This is a genomic window from Pseudarthrobacter sp. MDT1-40-2, from assembly GCF_059383595.1.
Genome location: NZ_JBWZCL010000002.1, coordinates 793051 through 811910, shown reverse-complemented (window position 1 = coordinate 811910; position 18860 = coordinate 793051). Strand labels below are relative to the sequence as shown.

The 18860-nt window shown below is 64.8% G+C and carries 20 protein-coding genes; 1 reads left to right on the top strand and 19 read right to left on the bottom strand.

The window, feature by feature from the left end:
* Positions 1-222: 222 nt before the first annotated feature.
* Complete coding sequence (locus tag AC50X5_RS10015) at positions 223-564, top strand: metal-sensitive transcriptional regulator (RefSeq protein WP_494975918.1); 342 nt, start codon at positions 223-225, stop codon at positions 562-564.
* A gap of 24 nt (positions 565-588) precedes the next feature.
* Here AC50X5_RS10015 and AC50X5_RS10010 read toward each other — a convergent pair whose 3' ends face one another.
* The 19 genes from AC50X5_RS10010 to pcaH form a co-directional block, all read right to left on the bottom strand.
* A complete protein-coding gene (locus tag AC50X5_RS10010; RefSeq protein WP_494975917.1) occupies positions 589-1467 on the bottom strand; it encodes an alpha/beta hydrolase family protein in 879 nt (292 codons plus the stop codon).
* Between the two features lie 91 nt (positions 1468-1558).
* A complete protein-coding gene (locus AC50X5_RS10005) occupies positions 1559-1807 on the bottom strand; it encodes a YHS domain-containing protein (RefSeq protein ID WP_494975916.1) in 249 nt (82 codons plus the stop codon).
* Positions 1808-1836: 29 nt separating this feature from the next.
* Positions 1837-4152: a heavy metal translocating P-type ATPase gene (locus tag AC50X5_RS10000; RefSeq protein WP_494975915.1), complete on the bottom strand. Its 2316-nt coding sequence runs from the start codon at positions 4150-4152 to the stop codon at positions 1837-1839.
* Between the two features lie 72 nt (positions 4153-4224).
* On the bottom strand, positions 4225-5217 hold the full coding sequence (locus tag AC50X5_RS09995) for a DUF8832 domain-containing protein (protein WP_494975914.1): 993 nt from the start codon (positions 5215-5217) through the stop codon (positions 4225-4227).
* Positions 5214-5426, bottom strand: coding sequence for a heavy-metal-associated domain-containing protein (locus AC50X5_RS09990; RefSeq protein ID WP_494975913.1), 213 nt, complete (start codon positions 5424-5426; stop codon positions 5214-5216). The genes AC50X5_RS09995 and AC50X5_RS09990 overlap by 4 nt, the downstream gene beginning before the upstream one ends.
* 329 nt (positions 5427-5755) lie before the next feature.
* Complete coding sequence (locus AC50X5_RS09985; RefSeq protein ID WP_494975912.1) at positions 5756-7186, bottom strand: MFS transporter; 1431 nt, start codon at positions 7184-7186, stop codon at positions 5756-5758.
* Positions 7187-7534: 348 nt separating this feature from the next.
* Positions 7535-8422, bottom strand: a complete 888-nt coding sequence (locus AC50X5_RS09980; RefSeq protein WP_494975911.1) for an endonuclease/exonuclease/phosphatase family protein — start codon at positions 8420-8422, stop codon at positions 7535-7537.
* Between the two features lie 145 nt (positions 8423-8567).
* Complete coding sequence (locus tag AC50X5_RS09975) at positions 8568-9758, bottom strand: NAD(P)/FAD-dependent oxidoreductase (RefSeq protein WP_494976090.1); 1191 nt, start codon at positions 9756-9758, stop codon at positions 8568-8570.
* 26 nt (positions 9759-9784) lie between these two features.
* Entirely contained in the window at positions 9785-10126 is a 342-nt protein-coding gene (locus tag AC50X5_RS09970; protein ID WP_493983281.1) for a non-heme iron oxygenase ferredoxin subunit, read from the bottom strand.
* A 124-nt stretch (positions 10127-10250) separates the two neighbouring features.
* Entirely contained in the window at positions 10251-11180 is a 930-nt protein-coding gene (locus tag AC50X5_RS09965) for an aldo/keto reductase (protein ID WP_494975910.1), read from the bottom strand.
* A 79-nt stretch (positions 11181-11259) separates the two neighbouring features.
* Positions 11260-12075, bottom strand: a complete 816-nt coding sequence (locus tag AC50X5_RS09960; protein ID WP_494975909.1) for an IclR family transcriptional regulator domain-containing protein — start codon at positions 12073-12075, stop codon at positions 11260-11262.
* 26 nt (positions 12076-12101) lie between these two features.
* Positions 12102-12800 (bottom strand): 3-oxoacid CoA-transferase subunit B, encoded by a 699-nt coding sequence (locus AC50X5_RS09955; RefSeq protein ID WP_494975908.1) that lies wholly within the window; start codon positions 12798-12800, stop codon positions 12102-12104.
* A complete protein-coding gene (locus AC50X5_RS09950; RefSeq protein WP_494975907.1) occupies positions 12797-13462 on the bottom strand; it encodes a 3-oxoacid CoA-transferase subunit A in 666 nt (221 codons plus the stop codon). Before AC50X5_RS09950 ends, AC50X5_RS09955 begins: the two co-directional genes overlap by 4 nt.
* 17 nt (positions 13463-13479) lie before the next feature.
* Positions 13480-14679 carry a thiolase family protein gene (locus tag AC50X5_RS09945; RefSeq protein WP_494975906.1) on the bottom strand — a complete coding sequence of 400 codons (1200 nt, stop codon included), beginning with the start codon at positions 14677-14679 and terminating at the stop codon, positions 13480-13482.
* Between the two features lie 97 nt (positions 14680-14776).
* Positions 14777-15220 (bottom strand): 4-carboxymuconolactone decarboxylase, encoded by a 444-nt coding sequence (pcaC, locus tag AC50X5_RS09940; RefSeq protein ID WP_494975905.1) that lies wholly within the window; start codon positions 15218-15220, stop codon positions 14777-14779.
* Positions 15217-16041, bottom strand: coding sequence for an alpha/beta fold hydrolase (locus tag AC50X5_RS09935; protein ID WP_494975904.1), 825 nt, complete (start codon positions 16039-16041; stop codon positions 15217-15219). Before AC50X5_RS09935 ends, pcaC begins: the two co-directional genes overlap by 4 nt.
* A complete protein-coding gene (locus AC50X5_RS09930) occupies positions 16034-17467 on the bottom strand; it encodes a lyase family protein (RefSeq protein WP_494975903.1) in 1434 nt (477 codons plus the stop codon). The genes AC50X5_RS09935 and AC50X5_RS09930 overlap by 8 nt, the downstream gene beginning before the upstream one ends.
* A complete protein-coding gene (gene pcaG / locus AC50X5_RS09925) occupies positions 17464-18021 on the bottom strand; it encodes a protocatechuate 3,4-dioxygenase subunit alpha (protein WP_494975902.1) in 558 nt (185 codons plus the stop codon). The genes AC50X5_RS09930 and pcaG overlap by 4 nt, the downstream gene beginning before the upstream one ends.
* Before the next feature lie 3 nt (positions 18022-18024).
* The gene (gene pcaH, locus AC50X5_RS09920; protein ID WP_494975901.1) at positions 18025-18810 is read right to left on the bottom strand and encodes a protocatechuate 3,4-dioxygenase subunit beta; all 786 of its coding nucleotides are present in this window, start codon (positions 18808-18810) and stop codon (positions 18025-18027) included.
* Positions 18811-18860 lie beyond the last annotated feature (50 nt).

Below are 18860 nucleotides of genomic sequence, written 5' to 3'. Positions count from 1 at the left end.
TTATACCCTAAGGGGGTATCATTCGTGAAGGAGCCGCATGGAAACCCGTGAAAGTATGGGGGCAAGCGTTGGCCGGCTGAGCGGTCCTTTAAGCAAAGTGATCGGCTGGGCAGCGGGTTGCTTGCTTCGGTGCGCGGTGGATGCCGCCGCCCGTATCATGCAGGAGCCGTCCTTGCGTCGGGGCACAGGATCCCCCTCGTCCGTCATACCTCAAGGAAAATCATGACTCCATCCACCACCAAACCGCCTGTCGCCTCCAACGACGACGAGCAGTGCCACACGACCCACGGCTACATCACTGACAAAGAGCGCTACCTGGCCCGGCTTAAGCGCATCGAGGGCCAGGCCCGCGGCATTGCCCGGATGGTTGATGAAGAGCAATACTGCATCGACATTCTCACCCAGGTCTCAGCCCTGACGGCCGCCCTGCGCGGCGTCGCTTTGGGATTGCTGGATGACCACATGAAGCACTGCGTCCTGGATGCAGCCCAGCTCGGTGATGAGGCTGGACTGGCCAAAATGCAGGAAGCCACAGAGGCTATCGCCCGCTTCGTTCGCGCCTAGGATGTTGAGGCCGAACCGTGCTACTTAGGCCCAAGGATTAGTCCCGTTACGCAGCCAACGGAGGGTTCCGGTCCAGAATGTGCCACGGAAGCGGCTGTGGAAGAGGGCGAAGTGCCCGATTTCTGAGCTGTTGAAGTCCTGCGGCTTTAGCTGCACAACGATGGCGGGGCTATTCGGATAGTAGCCCAGTCCGCGCGCGATGGCGGCCTCGGATGCGAAAGGATCGTCGGCAGCAGAAACGGCAAGGGTCGCAGCTGTGAAGGAAGATTGATTTGCGTATACCGCTCTCCTCCTAGGGCCCGCCCCGGCGGCAAAGTCTTTTGGGCTTCGCGCCCAGTTCAGGGCGACGCCTTTGGGCAGATCTTCGAGCCATCCGAGACGCTTGCCGGGGAAGTACCCATGCCGAAGCGTCATGGCAGGCATTAGGACGTGCCAACGCCACCAGAAGTGCAGCCGGTGTCCCGGACGGTAGTCCCGCCAGTGGGCGTGTTGAGCGCCGACGGTTAAGAGTCGCTTTACCTGTTGGCCGTGTTGTGCCAGTCCGACCCCGAATCCGCCAAAGCTGTGGCCTACGACGTGAAGGTCGTGGCTGACGTTGGCTACAGCCCACTCGAGAACTGCGTCAATGTCCTTCAGTCCCCAGTCGTACCAATTGGCCTCCAGGTTTCTGATGTTCACTCCCCTCGATTGCCCGATCCCGCGGTAATCGAAAGTGATGGCGACCAATCCGTTCTCCGCGAGAAAGGAAGCGTAGCGGTGGTAATACGAGGCTAAAACTCCGGTGGCACCGACAATGACGACTACAGAGCCGGATGATTCCACCTGCAGTGCGCAAGGTTCCCAAATGTGTCCATGCAGTTCGTAGCCGTCTTCGCAGCGAATGGTCAGGGGCCTACCAGTCATAGCTGTGGGGTCCTTTCTTGGGCGGTAAGCATTGGGCGCGGTGACTATTGGTCACCGCGCCCAATGGTGTGCGTTCCTGCCGCCGACGGCGTCAGTCGGCGTTTGCGTATTTGGCTGGGTCGGCGTCAAAGGCCGGTCCGCAGCCTGCGCAGCAGAACCAGTAGCGCTTGCCTTCGTAGTCCCGGAAGAGGCCGGTGGCTTCCGCGAGAGCCTTAACTACGGGGGTGCCGGCCATGACCGGGCACGTGGTAAGGGCGTCATCGGCCTCTACAGGACGATCGGTGAGAGTCAGGTTCTCGGTTGAAGTGTCCGTGGCGGACGTGCTGCAGCAGCTTCCCATGGGGTTCCTTTCGGTGGGTGGGTTGGGATTCAGGCGTCGATCGGCTGCCGTGCACGAGAGTGCTCGGCGGCCGCAGACATGTTGCCCGCCTGGCTTTTGAAGGAGCGCAGACGGAGACTGTTGGTGACGACGAAGATGCTGGAGAACGCCATCGCGGCTCCGGCGAGCATCGGGTTGAGCAGCCCCAGGGCGGCCAACGGGATCGCAGCCACGTTGTAGGCGAACGCCCAGAACAGGTTGGCCTTGATAGTGCTAAGGGTTTTCCGGGCAAGCCGGATCGCATCTGCTGCCGCCCGCAGATCTCCGCGAACCAAGGTGAGGTCAGCAGCCTGGATGGCGACGTCGGTGCCGGTGCCCATGGCCAGGCCCAGATCTGCCTGGGCCAGGGCTGCGGCATCGTTAACGCCGTCACCGACCATGGCCACGACTTTGCCCTGCTTCTGCAGGTCCGTGACAATACGGACCTTGTCCTGGGGCAGGACTTCGGCAATGACCTGTTCGATCCCTACCTGGGCGGCGACCTGTTCGGCGACTACCCGATTGTCACCGGTGAGCAGCACCGGCGCCAGGCCAAGGGCGCGGAACTGTGCGATGGCTTCGGCGCTGGTTTCCTTGATCGCGTCGGCGACGGTGAGCACTCCGCGGACCTGCCCGTCCCAGGCTACGACTATCGCCGTTTCACGGGCTGCTTCGGCCTGTGCTTTGACCATGGCCAAGTCTGCGGGCATGGTCAGTGACCAGTCCTCAAGCATGGCTTCGCGTCCGATGATGACCAGGTGTCCTTCGACCACACCCTGCACACCGTGTCCTTCGACATTCGTGAAAGTTTCAGGGGTTGGCAGGTCGCCAACGCGTTCGGTGGCGCCGCGGGCGATGGCTTGGGCAATCGGGTGCTCGGAAGAGTCTTCCAGTGCCCCGGCGATGCGGAGCAGTTCCTCTGCGCTGACGCCTGCTGCGGCGTGCACGCCCTGCAGGGTCATCTTGCCTGTGGTGACCGTGCCGGTCTTGTCCAGCAGGATGGTGTCGACCTTGCGGGTGGATTCGAGCACTTCCGGGCCCTTAATCAGAATGCCCAACTGGGCCCCGCGGCCTGTGCCAACCAACAGTGCAGTAGGGGTTGCCAGACCCAGTGCACACGGGCAAGCAATAATGAGGACGGCCACCGCGGCGGTGAATGCTGCCGTTGCCGGGAACCCTGCACCGAGCCAGGCAGCTAGCGTGCCTGTGGCGATGGCGATCACGATGGGTACGAACACTCCGGAGATTCGGTCGGCCAAGCGCTGGACTTCGGCCTTGCCGGACTGGGCGTTCTCCACGGACTGGGCCATCTGTGCCAGCTGGGTGTCGGACCCGACGCGGGTTGCGCGGACGATCAGGCGTCCTCCGGAGTTGACCGTAGCGCCCGTTACCTTGCCGCCCTCCCCGACTTCCACCGGAACGGACTCGCCGGTGAGCATGGATTCATCGACCGCGCTGCGGCCGCTGACTACGACGCCGTCGGTGGCGATTTTCTCACCGGGACGGACGAGGAACTCATCACCGACCGATAGCTGGTCGGTAGGAATGCGGATTTCGTCGCCGTCGCGCAGTACCGCAACGTCTTTGGCGCCGAGCTCCAGCAGCGCGCGCAGCGCCGCGCCAGCCTGACGCTTGGAACGCTTCTCAAAGTAGCGTCCGGCCAGGATGAACAAGATCACCGCTGCGCCGACTTCCAGGTAGATGTTGGCAGCCCCGTCAGTGGGAGCAACGGTCAGTTCGAAGGGGTGCGTCATCCCCGGCATCCCGGCGGTGCCAAAAAACAGCGCGTAAAGGGACCAGAGGAATGCTGCCGTGGTGCCCATGGAAATCAGCGTGTCCATGGTCCCGGCACCGTGGCGCAGGTTGGTGTAAGCGGCTTTGTGGAATGGCCAACCGGCCCAGAGGATCACCGGTGCAGCCATCGCCAGGGACAGCCACTGCCAGTAGGCGAACTGCAGCGCCGGGACCATCGCCATGGCGATGACAGGTATCGAGAGCACTGCGCTGCCGATAAGCCGGTGTTTTAAGGAAAGCAGTTCGCTGTCAGGACGGTCGGTTTCCTCGCCTTGCTGTTGTTCCCGCCGGGCGCTGGGTAAGGCTGCGGTGTATCCGGTCTTTTCCACCTCGGCGACCAGGGCCTGGGGATCATAGCCGGCGGGGGCGGTGATACGGGCCTTCTCGGTAGCGTAATTCACCGAGGCGATGACGCCGTCGAGCTTATTGAGTTTGCGTTCAATCCGGTTGGCGCACGAAGCGCACGTCATCCCGCCAATCGCAAGTTCTATATCGATGCCCGGCGCCTGTTGCCACGCGGTAGTTTCAGACATTGGGTGACTTCTTTCTCCCGGCCCGGGCCTGACCTGTCTGGTCGGGCTCCTCGGGGTGTTAGGTGGTGCGGGTCAGTGACCGCCATGCCCGTCGTCGGCTGTGCTGCTGTCGGTTGATGCCGGTGTGGGGGTTGGTGCGATAACGTCCCGCGATGATCCCGCCGTGTCGATGGTGAACCGGGCGGTATGGACTTGTCCGTCGACCTGGAAATCGAAGTAGAGGTAATAGCGGCCAGGGGTCGGAGCCGTAGTTGCGAATTTCACCTCGGGTCCGGAGAGTTCGCCAGCCGCAGCCCCAGCACCCTCAGGGTGGGTATGCAGGTAGGCTAAGTCCCCTGCACGCAGCGCCACCAGGTGCCCATAGGCGCCTAGGTAGGGCTGCAGGCTGGTCACCGGCTGGCCATCGCGGCTGACACTGACCGTCAGAGCCGCCGCTGATCCGGCCACCAAATCACCGTTCAGGAGAACCTCGAATCCGTCTACTTCATCGGCGGTCGACACTCCAAGGGAGGCGGGCTCGAAAGGCCCGGCCACATCTACTGTGCGGGTCAGCGTCAGGCCCTCACCGGCTCCGGCCGGCTGAACGTCGGCGTAAATCCGGTACGTGCCTGCCGCTTCCCACTGCCATGGCAGCGACCAGCGCCCGGCCTGGTCCATCACAGGATGCACATGACGGTAATGGGACCCGTCGGAACGCACCACAATCAGGTGGGCCTGCTTTTCGTGCGAGGTCTCAAACTGCGTCACGGGGGACCCTCCGGGGCCGGTAACCGTAAATGCCAGCTCGCCTGCAGCTCCGGTTGCCGGCGGGGCGGTGATCCCACCGAGCAGGTATCCGCCCCGCTCGGAGGTGACGCCCTGTACCGGAGACCCGCCTACAGCCGGAGCATGCCCGGGTGACTCCGCGTGTCCGGCACTGGCATGCCCACCAGTGGAATTCTCCGCGGACTGCTCCCATGCGGTTACCGTCTGCTCCGGCACTACGGCTCCCGCCACAGAGTAACCCCCGGCAAAGACCACAGCGAGCCCCGCTGCGTAAGTGCCCAGTCGGCCGGCTGCGTTCATACCGACCGCACCCCCTGGTAGCCGGCCGTCTGAACAGCCGCGATGACAGCTGAGTCGTCGACTGTTCCGTTGCCTCTGACCACGAGCTTGCCGGTCTGGTGGCTGACCTCTACGGACTCAACACCGGGCACTTCCTGGACTTCTTCCCGGATGGACATCTCGCAATGACCGCAGGTCATGCCGGTTACCTGAAATTCAGTGGTAGTCATGGTCTCACTCCTTTTCGTTAATACCCCTAGGGGGTATGTGTATAGTTGCTAAGGTACCCATGGGGGGTATTAAGTCAAGCAGGTTACAGCTAGGAGTCTGCTGGCCTGACTGCCGGGTCCACCGTGCATTTATGCTCGAGAATCCGGCAGCCAGGCGTGGTGGAAGCAACAAACGGTCCAGCGATCAGGCCTAAGCTGCGGGCCAGTCGGCACCTTCGGCGGCAATCTGTTCTGAAAAGTCCACCGCTGCAGCGTCCAGAACCTGTACTTCCTCCAGTGCCGGGTGGCCCGTGGCCGGAGGGACGCAGCTTCCCGAACCCGCCCGTCTGTTACACCGAGATCGACTCGTCGGACACAGGCGTGGAGGCCTTTGGCTTAGTCATCGCAAAGGCTATGATCACTGCTCCGGCCAGGGCGAGGATACCTGCGCCGATAAAGGCTGCGGAATAACCCGCCGTCAGCTCTACCCGAGAGGGATCGCTACCGGAGATGCCGTAAACGAATGCCGTGAGGGCTGCGAGCCCGAGCGCGGACCCAATCTGGTAGCTGGTGCTCACCAACCCTGAAGCGACGCCGGTTTCCAACGGCGGGGCCGCGTTGATAGCGGTACCGAGAGAAGGCACGAACGCCAGCGACATTCCCAGGGCTGCCAGAAGCGATGCGGGTAGGACGTCAACAACATAATTGCCGTCGGGACGCACGAAGGAGAGCCACAGAAGTCCGGCGGCCAAGAGGAGGAGGCCTGTGACAATCAGCGATTTCGCGCCGAACCTCCCTTGAAGCCGTGGCGCCCAGGCGATCATGACGAGAACTACCAGGCCAGTCATCGGGAGGAGCGCTGCGCCGGCAGCAAAGGCAGTCGCGCCGAGTACCTGCTGTAGATACAGGTTCAAGAAGAACCACATCGATACCCATGCCGCACCCAGCAGTAGCTGGGCACCGTTGGCAGCTCCGAGCTGGGGCGCGCGAAGCAGTCCGAGCCGCAGCAACGGGTTGCGGCTTCGTGCTTGGATGACGAAGAAGACAATCAGGAGGACGAGGCCTCCGGCCAGCACGCTGAGGGTGGGCAGGGTGAGCCAACCGACTTCCGGGGCGTTAACGACGGCGTAGACGACAGCGGCGAGTCCGCCTGTGACTGTCAGCGCCCCGGCGATGTCGATTGATCCCGACGCCTTTCGTGGGGTTGCGGGAAGCGCTGCTGCTGCAAATGCGAGTACGACGACCGCGATCGGTATCTGGACGTAGAACACCCAGGGCCAGCTCGCATACTCGGTCAGCACTCCTCCCAGGAAGACGCCAGCAGTGCCTCCGATGGGTGCTGCGGCGCCGTAGACTGCGAAAGCTTTGGGAAGGTCGGACGTCCCGCCAAAGAGCATCATCAGCAGAGTAAGTGCCGCTGGTGCGATCAATGCGGAACCTGCGCCTTGGATGGCGCGGCCTGCGATCTCGAGTCCGGCATTGTTGGCGGCTCCGGCCAGCCATGATCCTGCTATCAGAATCAGCCAACCCAGCACAAAAATCTTCCTGGCGCCGAAGATGTCAGCAAGGCGACCTCCCAACAGGAGAAGGCCTCCGAAGGCGACCACGTAGGCGTTAAACACCCACGAGAGCGACTCTGGCGTGAAGCCGAGGTCTTTTTGAATATCCGGCAGAGCGACACCGATGATCGAGGTGTCCATGATGACGACGAACTGCGCTGTAGCGATCAGCAGCAGGCCGAGCCACCGCTTCGCTGGCGATAGGGGTGGTTGTGTAGACATTTGACTTCCTCCTGAGAACTCCGGACGGCAGGCGTCCGGTGAATATACCCGTAGGGGGTATGGGTGCAGCTCATGGTATACCCATGGGGGGTATGGAAGTCAAGCGCTGTGGGGGCGCCGGAGCGATAGGCGCTTCAGAGCCAAAGGAGAGAGCCACGCAAGGCGGGCCGCCGGCGCAAGGGCTTCGGTCTGACAGGGACCCCGACCTTTTCCCCGTCCACCGCTTCTTCAGTGGTGGCAGCGGGTTCATCAACGGGAGCCCATGACCGGTGCACCCGGTTCTCTCCGTGAACCGCCTAAAGCAATAAGTTAGGTCCGTTCATGGGAGCTTTGACAGAAATAAGGCGTTTAGTGCCGCAGCCGCACCAGTGCCTGGACCGGGGCGTGATCGCTGGGGTATCGGCCGTTCAGGGTGAAAGTGTTGATGGCGACCTGGCGGACGCTGACGTCCGGAGTGGCCAGGATCCAGTCGATCCGGGTGCCGCCGGGAACAGGATCCTTGTAGTTGGGGAAGGTGCCGTAAGCAGGAGTCAGCTTTTGCGCGGCCGCGTCCCAGGCGTCGTCGAAAATGCCGGAGCCCACCAGTGCATCGTAGGCTCCTGAACCCGCGGCCGGCGCGTTGAAGTCACCGGTCAGGATGGCAGGGAGCTTGGGGCTGAAGCCGTCCATCAATTCCAGGATGGCGGCGGCACTGCGGAGCCGGGCATTCTCCGACTCATGATCAAAGTGTGTGTTGACCAGGACGAGTTGCCTGCCCGTGGACAAATCGAGGAACCGGCCCCAGGTAACAATCCGGGTCACCGAGTTCCCCCAGGTGGTGGAGCCGGCGATGTCAGGAGTGTCGGAGAGCCAGAACTGGTCCCACTCGATGACATCCAAGCGCCGGGCATCGTAGAAAATGGCCGAGTACTCGCCATCCTCACCGCCGTCACGGCCCTTGCCAATGTACTCGTAATGGCCGGGCAGCGCGTCGGTGATGGCACTGAGTTGGTGGAACATGGCCTCTTGGACGCCGACGGCGGTAGGCGCCTCGCGTGCCAGCAGCGCAGTGAGTGCCAGGAAACGTTCCGGCCAGTAATCGGCCTCTCCGGGCAGGGTGTCGGTGATGTCCAGCCGGATGTTGAAGCTCATGATGTGCAGGTCGGTATGGCCGGCGAAACCGATCACAGCGGTCCTGCCGTTCCCCGCGGCGTCACTCGAATGATGGCTACGGGTTAGTACCGAAGTGCTGGTCATCGCCTGGCTCCACTGGTCGGACTCACCCTTCCATCATTGCCCGCTAAGTTAGCCTGGCGCCAAGCGCAGATGAATGCAAGGCAACACCCGGATGAAAACCGTGGCCGTCACTAGGCCCCTATCTGCTCCTGCCGCGCCTCTGCTCCTACCGAGCAAGTTTCCGAAGGTCCACCGTGGGGTCCGCGAGCTGGGCCGGATCGACTGCGGTCCGGCGGTCGATGAGGCGCCGTGCGGCGCGCACGGCGAGGCCGCCGTCCACCGCGGCGCAACCGGCCAGGAAGCCTTCCGGATCCAGCCGGAACACCACTGACGGCTTGCCGTCCTTCTCCCGGACGACGATCGTGCCGTCGCCCACCATGCTTCCTACGCCCTCGACGTGGACGCCGTGTCGGTCGGACCAGAACCAGCTGGCGCCGTGCTTTGGGAGTTCCTGTCCCAGCAGCGCGGCAGCAGCCGTGGCTCCCGTATTCATGGCGTGTTCCCAGTGCTCGGCGCGGCGCAGCAGGGTGCCGTCGGCGAGGCGGACACGCGAGCTGTCGCCCACGGCGTAGACCATCGGGTGCGCAGTCCGCTGGGATTCGTCGACGATGATGCCGTTGTCCGTTTCCAGTCCGGCGGATTCGGCCAGCCTGGTTTCGGGGACGATGCCGATGCCTACCAGTACCGCGTCCGCGGTGATGGTTCCGCCGGCAGCAAGGTCAATGTGGTGCTTGCCGTCAGCGTCGGCAGTGATGGCCGTAGGCGCTCCGCTGACTACGTCAACGCCGCGTTCCGGGTGCATTGCGTGCAACCTGCTGGCGAGTTCATGCCCCACGGCCGGCACCAGCGGCGGATCCACGGGATCGATGAGTACGACGGCGGCGCCAAAGGGAAGCGCCGACGACGCCACTTCCGCCCCGATCAGGCCGGCACCGATGATCGCAAGCCGGGCGCCCGGCTTCAGCATTGCGCGCAGGCGATCGGCGTCTTCCCTGGTGCGCAGTTCCAGGATGGAGTCCAGGTCCCCGCCCGGGATGGGCAGGCGGCGGGCGGTACCGCCGGTGGCGAGCACAACGCGGTCTGCCGTGACTTCCCGGCCGTCCTCCAGGACTACCGTGCCGGCGTCGGGATCCAGGGAAACAGCTTTGCCGGTGACGATGGTGATGTTCTGCTCCTGGAACCAGTGGTCGGCAGCGAGCTGGATTCCGGCATGGTCGCGCTTCCCCAGCAGGTAATCCTTGCTGAGCGGCGGCCGGTCGTAGGGCGTGCCGGCGGGGTCGATGATGGTCACGGTGCCCTCGAAGCCCCGGCCGCGCAGTTCCTTTGCCACGGTAAAGCCGGCCATGCCGCCACCGATGATGGCTACAGAGTTGGTGCCCAGTACTACACCTCCGCCGTCACATTCGGGAACAACAGGATCTCGCCGTCCTTGACCTCAACCTTGTGGGTGCGGGCCGCAATGAACGCCGGCATGCATAGGGCCGCGCCCGTCTTGAGGCTGAACCTGGCGGAGTGCATGGGGCATTCCACCTCCACGCCTTCAACCCAACCTTCTGCCAGGGACGCTGTCTCGTGCGTGCAGGTGTCGTTCAGCGCGTAGAAATTGCCGTCCTCGGCATGGAAAATGGCAATGTCCTCGCCCGTTCCGTTTTCCTCAGCGGGAACTACCTTCGCCGTACCTTCGTCGATTTCGTCGACGGTGCCGACCTTGATTGGTTCGCTCACGCTTACTCCAGGGGTATCTATAGTGTCCTCGTACCGGGCGTGCAGTTCCTGCACCCATGTTCAATGGTAGTAAAAAAGCCGCCACCAAAGTCCCGGTCTGCAGATGCCGGCCAATGCGCCGCTGTCAGTCCTCAATGGTCGACGGCGGTGTCCCCAGCTTGTCCAGTTCGGTCCAGAACTGCGCTGGAATGGATACCGCCTGGAGGCGCTGGAGGTCCTCGAGCCGTCCGGGTTTATTGACCCCCACCACCGTCGAGTGGATCAGCGGGCTTTGCAGTGAGAACTGCAGTGCCACGGCCGGCAGCTCGAGCGACCACTCGCCGCAGAGCGCCTTGGCCTTGTCCAGCCATTCGAGCAGCGCGGGCGGGCTCTCCCGGTACGCGTAGCTGGTTCCCTTGCCTGCCAGCAGTCCGCCGCCGAAGGGTGCCGCGTTAAAGACGCCCATGCCGCGCTGCGTTGCATCCTGGAGGAGGTCCTCGGCCCGCCGGTCCACAATGGTGTAGCGGTTGTGGGTCAGGACCACGTCAAAAGCCCCACTGCGCACGAATTGGCGCATTGGAGTGATCTCTCCTGCGGCGATGCCGATGGCGCCCACCAGGCCCTGTTCCTTCAGTTCGGCCATGCCTTGGACAGCACCCCCCGGGGCGAAGGCTTCCTCGAAGCTCAGCGAAAACGGGTCGTGCAGATGGAACAGCGGCAGCTTTTCCAGCCCGAGCCGCCGGGTGCTCTCCTCGAAGGACCTCCACACACGGTCCCGGTCGAAGCTGCCGGTGACTGGATCGGCGTCGGCCTTGGTGATCACCAGGTGGCCGTCCTGCAAGCCGCCCTCGCGCAGGACCTCGCCAAGCACCGTCTCACTCCGCCCTTGGGCATAGTTGTTGGACGTATCCACGGCCGCGAACCGGCTGGCGAGCATCTCCCGGGCCAGGTCATAGGCCTCCGGCGCAGGCATGTTGTCCGGCTGCGGCGGATTGCCCAGGAACGAGGTGCCGAGTGTCACGGGGGAAACCTCGATGTTGGTGAGGCCAAGGCGACGAAGATTATTGAACTGCATGCCTGCTCCTGTACGTGGACGGATGCTGCCATTCAACCAGCCGGATCGGCCGGATGCACGGTTCGGGCTTCCTGCAGCCCTACGACCTGGCGCTGAGATCCGCAGAGATGAGTTTCGCCGTCGCCACTATTTCCTGGGCTACGGAGGCGAGGTAGGCGTCCGGATCCTGCTCCGCGGCCACGGACTGCGCCTGCAAGGACACATTGACCGCGGCCACCACCTTGCTGGGTCCGTCATACACCGGCGCGGCAACGGACATCAGTCCCAGCTCCAGCTCCTGGTCAACCAGGCACCAGCCCTGCCTTCGGACGGTGTCCAGTACGGCCAGCAGTTCCTGCTCTCCGGCCAGGCCCCGCGGCGTCAACGGTTTCACCTCGGTCTGTTCCAGGTGTTCCCGGAGCAGGGCGGGCGGCAACGCGGCCAGGAGCACCCGGCCCATCGCTGTGGCGTACGCCGGGAACCTGGTGCCCACGGTGATGCCGACGTTCATGATCCGTCGCGTTGTCACCCGGGCAATGTAGGCGATGTCCGTCCCGTCCAGGACAGCGGCCGACGTCGATTCTCCGAGTTTGAGGGACAGCTCTTCCAGGTGCGGCTGGGCAAGCTGCGGCAGCGAGAGCCCGGAAAGGTAGGCGTAGCCCAGCTGCAGCACCTTGGCTGTCAGCGCGAAGGTCTTGCCGTCGGTGCGCACATAATCCAGTTCCACCAACGTGTGCAGGAAGCGCCGTGCCGTGGCGCGGGTCAGCCCGGTCCGGGCAGCCACCTCGGTGAGCGTCATCAGCGGATGGTCCGTGTCGAAGGCGCGGATCACCGCCAGGCCGCGGGCCAGCGACTGGACGTACTGGTCGCTGGCCTGGGGGGCCTGCCGGGTGTCTGTGCGGGCGGCGTCGGTCATGGTTTCCAATCCTAGGTGGCGGCCCGCTACGCCGTGGGCTCCAAGGAGGCGGGGCTGGCAGATCCGGTGGCCGGTACGGCGGTCAGCGGAACCTGAACGAGCTCCTGCAGCTCCTCGAAGGTGCAGCCGAACGTCTCACGTACCCGGACGCCGTCGGGCCCGGTCAGGAAAACAGCCTTGTCCGTGTACACCCGGGTCACGCAACCAACGCCCGTGAGCGGGTAGCTGCAGGACTGGACAATTTTGGAGGCGCCCTCCCGGGTGAGGAGTGTCATCATCACAAAAACGTCCTTGGCGCCGGTGGCGAGGTCCATCGCGCCGCCCACGGCGGGGATCGCGTCCGGCGCCCCGGTGTGCCAGTTGGCGAGGTCCCCCGTGGCCGAAACCTGGAAGGCGCCCAGCACGCAGATGTCCAGGTGGCCGCCGCGCATGATCGCGAAGGAGTCAGCGTGGTGGAAGTAGGAAGCCCCCGGCAGTTCGGTGACGGGAATCTTGCCCGCGTTGATGAGGTCGCCGTCAATGGCATCGCCTGTGGCAACCGGTCCCATGCCCAGCATGCCGTTCTCCGTGTGCAGCGTGATGTCCTGTTCAGGCAGGAGGTAGTTGGACACCGCGGTGGGCTGGCCGATGCCAAGGTTCACAAAGGAACCGGTGGCGATGTCCCGGGCAACCAACCGGGCAAGGTCGTCACGGCCCAGCGGAGTTTCAGAGGTTTGCAAGCTCATCTGTCGGCCACCTTCACAATGCTGTTGACGTAAATGCCAGGGGTTACAACGTTCTCCGGATCCAGGCCACCGGCGGGGACGATCCCGGACACCTGTGCAATGGTGTGCTTCGCGGCAGCGGCCATGATGGGGCCAAAGTTCCGGGCGGTCTTGCGGTACACCAGGTTGCCCTTCTCGTCCGCCGTTAGCGCCTTGATGAGGGCGACGTCCGCATGGATGGGCGTCTCGAACACCTGGCCGCGTCCATCGATGATCCGGGTCTCCTTGCCCTCGGCCAGCATGGTGCCGTAGCCGGTGGGCGTGAAGAAGCCGCCGATTCCGGCACCGGCTGCCCTGATGCGCTCGGCAAGGTTGCCCTGCGGAACCAGTTCCAGCTCTATTTCACCGGCCCGGAACTTGGCGTCAAAGTGCCATGAGTCGGACTGCCGGGGGAACGAACAGATCATTTTGCGCACCCGGCCTTCCTTGATCAGCAGCGCCAGGCCCTGGTCACCCTGGCCCGCGTTGTTGTTCACCACCGTCAGCTCCCGGGCGCCGCAGTCCATCAGCGCATCGATCAGCTCAAACGGCTGACCGGCGTTGCCAAAGCCGCCAATCATCACGGTGGAGCCATCCTTGATGCCGGCTACCGCCTCCTGGACGGTGTCTACGAAATTCAGCATTTTTCTCCAGCTCTTCCTTAGGCCGCGGGGGTGGCGGTGACGTTTTCCAGCACTACGGCCAGGCCCTGACCCACACCGATGCAGATCGCGGCCACGCCCCACCGCTGGCCGGATGCCTGCAGGCTGCGGGCGAGCGTGCCCAGGATGCGGGTGCCGGACGCCCCCAGCGGGTGGCCGATCGCGATGGCGCCGCCGTGCCGGTTCACGATCGAGGGATCGATGCCCCAGGCGTTGATGCAGGCCAGGGACTGCGCGGCGAAGGCTTCGTTAAGTTCGACGGCGCCAACCTGGTCCCAGCCGATCCCCGCTTTCGCGAGGGCTTTGTTCGCCGCTTCCACCGGCGCAAAGCCGAAGTACTGCGGATCGTTGGCGTGCGCTCCGCGGCCGGCGATCCTCGCCAGCGGATCCATCCCCAGCAGCCCGGCGGCACGTTCGCTGCCAATCCAGGCTGCGGAGGCGCCGTCGTTAAGCGGAGAAGCGTTTCCGGCGGTGACGGTACCGTTTTCGGTCCGGAAGACGGTGCGCAGCCCGGCGAGCTTTTCCGGGGTGGAGTCCGCGCGGATCCCTTCGTCGCGGACCAGTTCGGTGCCAGGCACGGGGGTGACCAGGTTGTCGTAGAACCCCTCGTCCCAGGCGGCGGCGGACAACTGATGGGAGGTGGCGGCGAACTCGTCCTGCTGCTCGCGGGTCACGTTGTACTTTTCCCGGAGCATCTCGGTGGATTCGCCCAGCGAGATGGTCCATTCCTTCGGCATCGCCTTGTTAACCAGGCGCCAGCCAAGGGTGGTGGAGGCCAGCGTCATGTCCCCTGCGGGGTAGGGTTTCTCCGTCTTGGGCAGGACCCAGGGGGCGCGGCTCATGGATTCGACGCCGCCCACCAGCATCAGTTCGGCGTCGCCGGTGTTGATCTGGCGGGAGGCGATGATGGCGGCGTCCAGCGATGAACCGCACAGCCGGTTCACCGTGGTGCCGGGGAGGGAGACTGGCAGGCCGGCCAGCAGCGTGCCCATGCGGGCAACGTTCCGGTTCTCCTCACCCGCGCCGTTGGCGTTGCCGAACACCACCTCGTCGATCCGCTCAACGTCCAGCGTCGGAGCGCGCCTGACCACTTCCTTGATGACGTGGGCGGCGAGATCATCCGGACGGACTCCCGCCAGGCCCCCGCCAAAGCGGCCAAAGGGCGTGCGCACCGCGTCGTACACAAATGCCTGGTTCATAAGATTTCCTCGTGTTTTTCGTGCGTTCTGCGTGTGGTTTCCCAACTAGGTAGCAGTAAGTGCCGTTATGAGCGCCCAAAACGGCAGTTAGTGCTACCTAGTTGGGAGGGGTTGGGGGGTTGTCGATCTCGGCGAAGACTTTTTGGGCAACCTTGAAGGCTGAGTTCGCGGATGGCACGCTGCAGTAGATCGCCGTCTGCAACAGGATTTCCTTGATCTCGTCCCGGCTGAGCCCGTTGGTAAGGGCCGCGCGGACGTGCATGGCCAGCTCATCCCAGTGCGCGTGCGCCACCAGCGCGGTCAGCGTGACGGCGGAGCGCATCTGCCGGCTCAGCCCTGGCCTGGTCCAGATTCCGCCCCACGCGATCCGGGTGATCATGTCCTGGAAGTCGCCGGTGAAGTCATCCTTGGCGGCGTTGGCCCGGTCCACATGCGCCGATCCCAGCACCTCCCGCCGGACTGCCATCCCGGCGTCGTAAATTTCCTGGCTGGTGGCGTCCGGCTGGACCGCACCATGCCGCTGAAGGTTGGACTCGTTCATTTGCTGTTCTCTTCCATAAATGCGGCCATCAGTCCAGCCACCGTTCCGGGATCCTCTGCAGGGGCAAGATGTCCGACGCCGGGAAGTGGCTCTGCACGCGCGGTACCTCCGCCGGAGGTAATTCCGTCCGCCAGCTCTACAGCGAACGGCGGCGGCGCCACCACATCCTCGACGCCGGCCATCGCCAGGGTGGGGACGGAGATGTTTTCGAGTTCGGAGCGGACGTCATGGCCGGCGAGTGCCTCGCAGGCATACGCGTAGCCGAAACGGTCGGCGTCGCGGAGGGAGTGCAGGAGCCGGCTGGCCACGTCCGGTTTGCGGTCCATGAATCCCGGCGCGAACCAGCGCTCGGCGGATCCTTGGATCATCACGGCGGTGCCCAGTTTACGGACCGTCCCGGCCCGTTCCCGCCACGCCTCGGCCGTGCCCAGCTTGGCGCCGCTGCACAGGACGGCCAGGCTTCTGATCCGGTCCGGGTGTTGCAAGGCCAGATGCAGCCCGGTGGCCCCGCCCAACGAGACGCCGGCGTAGTGGAAGCGTGCGCCCGGGCTGATGGAGTCCACCAGGGCCATGACGGCTTGGGCCAGCGCGGGAAGATCGAACCCCACGGCGGGAACCGGCGAGATGCCGTGGCCGGGCAGGTCCCAGGCGACGATGTCGTAGCTGTCAGCCAGCAACGGGGCAACCTCGTTCCACAGGATGGTGGAGGTGCCCAGTGACGGGCCCAGCACCAGCAGCGGGCGCCGGCCCAGTTCACGCTGAGGCGAAAGGAGCACCCCCTTCACGGTGGGCATGGTGCCGGGCGAGGGCTGTTCAGTCATGCTCTGCTCCCTTCGAGGCCTGCGGGTACGCCGCCAGGATCCGGCCAATGATGGCCCGGGCTTCACCCAGGTAGCTCGCGGGATCCAGCAGCCGGGCGAGTTCCGGGTCCGGGAGCACATCCTGCGCAATGGCGGCCCGCAGAAGCCTGCGGTACCCCCCACCCTGCTCCGCGGGCGGCAGTTGCAGGGCCTGGTCCACCACGGACTGGAGCTGTTGCTTGCCTGTCTGCCCCGCAGTGCCGGGCCCGGAGCTCGAAGCGTGCAGCAGTGGCGCCACCGCGGCGGCGACGCCTTCCGCCAGCAGCAGCGGACCGGCGCTGTCCAGGTTCCGGCGCATGGCCTCCGTGAAAAGCTGCAACCCTTCGGCGAGCACACGCACCTGGCCGGCGGCGCCGAGCGTCAGCGCCAACAGCTGCCGGAGTGCAGGCCACTCGGCGTGCCACGCGCCGTCGGGCCGCTCGTCGTTGAAGTTGGCAGCGGCCACGTGCAGTTGCGCTACCAGCTGCGGCGCCTGCAGCGCGGCGCTGCGGATCAGCACAGACAGCACCGGGTTCTGTTTCTGCGGCATGGCGGAGGAAACTCCCCGGCCGGCCGCCCGCGGTTCAGCCAGCTCCGCCACCTCGGGCCGGCTGAGGAACAACACGTCCGCAGCAATCTTGCCGAATGCATCAAGGACGGTTGCCAGCGCGTTGCCCAACGACGTGACGGCCAACCGGTTGGTGTGCCACGGCGCTGGCGGCATGGCCAGGCCCAACTGCGCGGCGAGCTTTTCCGCCAGCTCAAACGGGTCCGTCCCGGTGCCTGCGGTAAGGCGGCTGCCGGCCGCGAGGGTTCCGGCCGCCCCGCCATACTGCACGGGAAGTTCGACGGCGGCCAGCTGGCTTCCCGCCGCCGCAACACCATGGAGCCACTGGGCAGCCCGCAACCCGAAGGTGAACGGCAGTGAGTGCTGGGTGAGGCTCCTGCCCACGCACAGCGTGCCCGCGTGCTCTTCGGCCAAAGCGGCGAGCGCCGTCGTGATCTTCCCCAGCTCTGCCAGCACGGCCGCAACGGTATTGTGCGAGAGCACCATCAGCGCGGTGTCCAGGACGTCCTGGCTGGTCAGCGACTCGTGCACGTGCCTCGCAGCATCCGTCCCGGCAGTATCCAGTTCCGCCACGTGGGCGCGCAGGTCCTGCAACAGCGGGATCACGGGATTGCCGCCACCCAAGGCACGGACGGCAATATCGGTGGCGTCGTAACGGTGCGGATCGGCAGCTGACGCGACGACGGCGGCAGAACCGGCGGGTGCCAGCCCGTTCTTTTCAAGGACGGCAGCCCAGCCGGACTCGACTGCCAGGATCGCTCCGAGTACCGCGCCGTCACCCGTGAGGGCACCCACCAAAGGCGACGCGGAGATTGGGCTGAGGAGTCCGCCGTCGGTCATTGGAAGTCCAGGAAGACCGTCTCGCCCTCACCCTGCAGGCGGATGTCGAACGTCAGCCCGCCATCCGGGTCGCGGCGGGCGATGAGCGTCTGGCGGCGCTCCGGTTCGAGGGAGCTCAGCAGCGGGTCCTTGGCGAGGGCTTCCTGGTCTTCCGGGAGGTAGATCCGAGTGAACAGCCGGTTGGTCAGGCCGCGGGCGAAGATGGCCACCGAGATGAACGGCGCGGCGCCTTCCTCGGTGGGTCCCGGGTTCACCGTGGTGAACGTGTACACGCCGGAGTAGCCTACGGAGCCGCGGCCCCAACCGGTGAACGTGTAACCGTCACGGACCAGCGAACCGGTCTTCTGCACCACGTTGCCGTTGACGTCGGGCTGCCAGATTTCCAGGATGGCGTCCGGGATGGTCTGCCCGGCGCCGTCGTAGACCGTGCCTTGGAGACGGATGGAACCGGGCGAGCCGGGCGCCAGGAGCTCGTTGTCCTTGGCGAACGGCAGGGCGTAGCCGTAGAACGGGCCTACGGTCTGGCCCGGGGTGGGAACAAGTTTCTGGTTCATCTGTTACTCGCTCTCGTCGCCGTCGGCGCCCAGCGCCTCGTTTTCGGTCCAGGTCCGCTTAGGGCCGGTCAGGATGATGTCCCAGTTGTAGCCCAGCGCCCACTCGGGTTCCGTGAGGTTGTGGTCGTACCTAGCCACCAGGCGATCCCGGGCATCTTGGTCCACGATGGTCTGGTAGATCGGATCCAACGGGAAGAGCTGGTCACCCGGGAAGTACATCTGCGTGATGATGCGCTGGGTGAACTCGGTGCCGAACATGGAGAAGTGGATGTGCGCCGGACGCCAGGCGTTCAGGTGGTTCTTCCACGGGTAAGCGCCAGGCTTGATGGTGGTGAAGCGGTACGAGCCGTCCGGGCCGGTGATGCAGCGGCCAATGCCCGTGAAGTTGGGATCAAGCGGTGCCGGGTGCTGGTCCCGCTTGTGGATGTAGCGCCCTGAAGCGTTTGCCTGCCAGATCTCCACCAGCTGGCCTGCCACCGGGCGGCCATCGCCGTCCAACACCTTGCCGGCCACGATGATCCGCTCGCCCTGGGGTTCACCGTTGTGCTGGATGGTCAGGTCTGCTTCCAGCGCGTGCACGTCCTGGTGGCCGAACGCCGGGGAGTGCAGTTCTATGGTCTCCGGGTCCGCATGGTGCAGGCTTTTGGTGGGGTGCCGCAGGATGGAGCTGCGGTAGGGCGGGTAGTCCAGCCGGGGCTGGGTCTCCGCAGGGGCGCCGTCCTTGAGTGCCCGCGCGTAGGCATCGCCCATGGCGTTGATTTCTGCACTGAGATCCTGCTGTGTCTCCACTGCGGCCTCCTTTTCTCTTCTGTGTTCTGGTAGCTGTGTTCTGCTGGGTC

Bases quoted from the DNA above. Each gene is read 5' to 3' on its own strand.
- AC50X5_RS10015 (WP_494975918.1), top strand. From the start codon at position 223: ATGACTCCATCCACCACCAAACCGCCTGTCGCCTCCAACGACGACGAG.
- AC50X5_RS10010 (WP_494975917.1), bottom strand. From the start codon at position 1,467: ATGACTGGTAGGCCCCTGACCATTCGCTGCGAAGACGGCTACGAACTG.
- AC50X5_RS10005 (WP_494975916.1), bottom strand. From the start codon at position 1,807: ATGGGAAGCTGCTGCAGCACGTCCGCCACGGACACTTCAACCGAGAAC.
- AC50X5_RS10000 (WP_494975915.1), bottom strand. From the start codon at position 4,152: ATGTCTGAAACTACCGCGTGGCAACAGGCGCCGGGCATCGATATAGAA.
- AC50X5_RS09995 (WP_494975914.1), bottom strand. From the start codon at position 5,217: ATGAACGCAGCCGGCCGACTGGGCACTTACGCAGCGGGGCTCGCTGTG.
- AC50X5_RS09990 (WP_494975913.1), bottom strand. From the start codon at position 5,426: ATGACTACCACTGAATTTCAGGTAACCGGCATGACCTGCGGTCATTGC.
- AC50X5_RS09985 (WP_494975912.1), bottom strand. From the start codon at position 7,186: ATGTCTACACAACCACCCCTATCGCCAGCGAAGCGGTGGCTCGGCCTG.
- AC50X5_RS09980 (WP_494975911.1), bottom strand. From the start codon at position 8,422: ATGACCAGCACTTCGGTACTAACCCGTAGCCATCATTCGAGTGACGCC.
- AC50X5_RS09965 (WP_494975910.1), bottom strand. From the start codon at position 11,180: ATGCAGTTCAATAATCTTCGTCGCCTTGGCCTCACCAACATCGAGGTT.
- AC50X5_RS09960 (WP_494975909.1), bottom strand. From the start codon at position 12,075: ATGACCGACGCCGCCCGCACAGACACCCGGCAGGCCCCCCAGGCCAGC.
- AC50X5_RS09955 (WP_494975908.1), bottom strand. From the start codon at position 12,800: ATGAGCTTGCAAACCTCTGAAACTCCGCTGGGCCGTGACGACCTTGCC.
- AC50X5_RS09950 (WP_494975907.1), bottom strand. From the start codon at position 13,462: ATGCTGAATTTCGTAGACACCGTCCAGGAGGCGGTAGCCGGCATCAAG.
- AC50X5_RS09945 (WP_494975906.1), bottom strand. From the start codon at position 14,679: ATGAACCAGGCATTTGTGTACGACGCGGTGCGCACGCCCTTTGGCCGC.
- pcaC (WP_494975905.1), bottom strand. From the start codon at position 15,220: ATGAACGAGTCCAACCTTCAGCGGCATGGTGCGGTCCAGCCGGACGCC.
- AC50X5_RS09935 (WP_494975904.1), bottom strand. From the start codon at position 16,041: ATGACTGAACAGCCCTCGCCCGGCACCATGCCCACCGTGAAGGGGGTG.
- AC50X5_RS09930 (WP_494975903.1), bottom strand. From the start codon at position 17,467: ATGACCGACGGCGGACTCCTCAGCCCAATCTCCGCGTCGCCTTTGGTG.
- pcaG (WP_494975902.1), bottom strand. From the start codon at position 18,021: ATGAACCAGAAACTTGTTCCCACCCCGGGCCAGACCGTAGGCCCGTTC.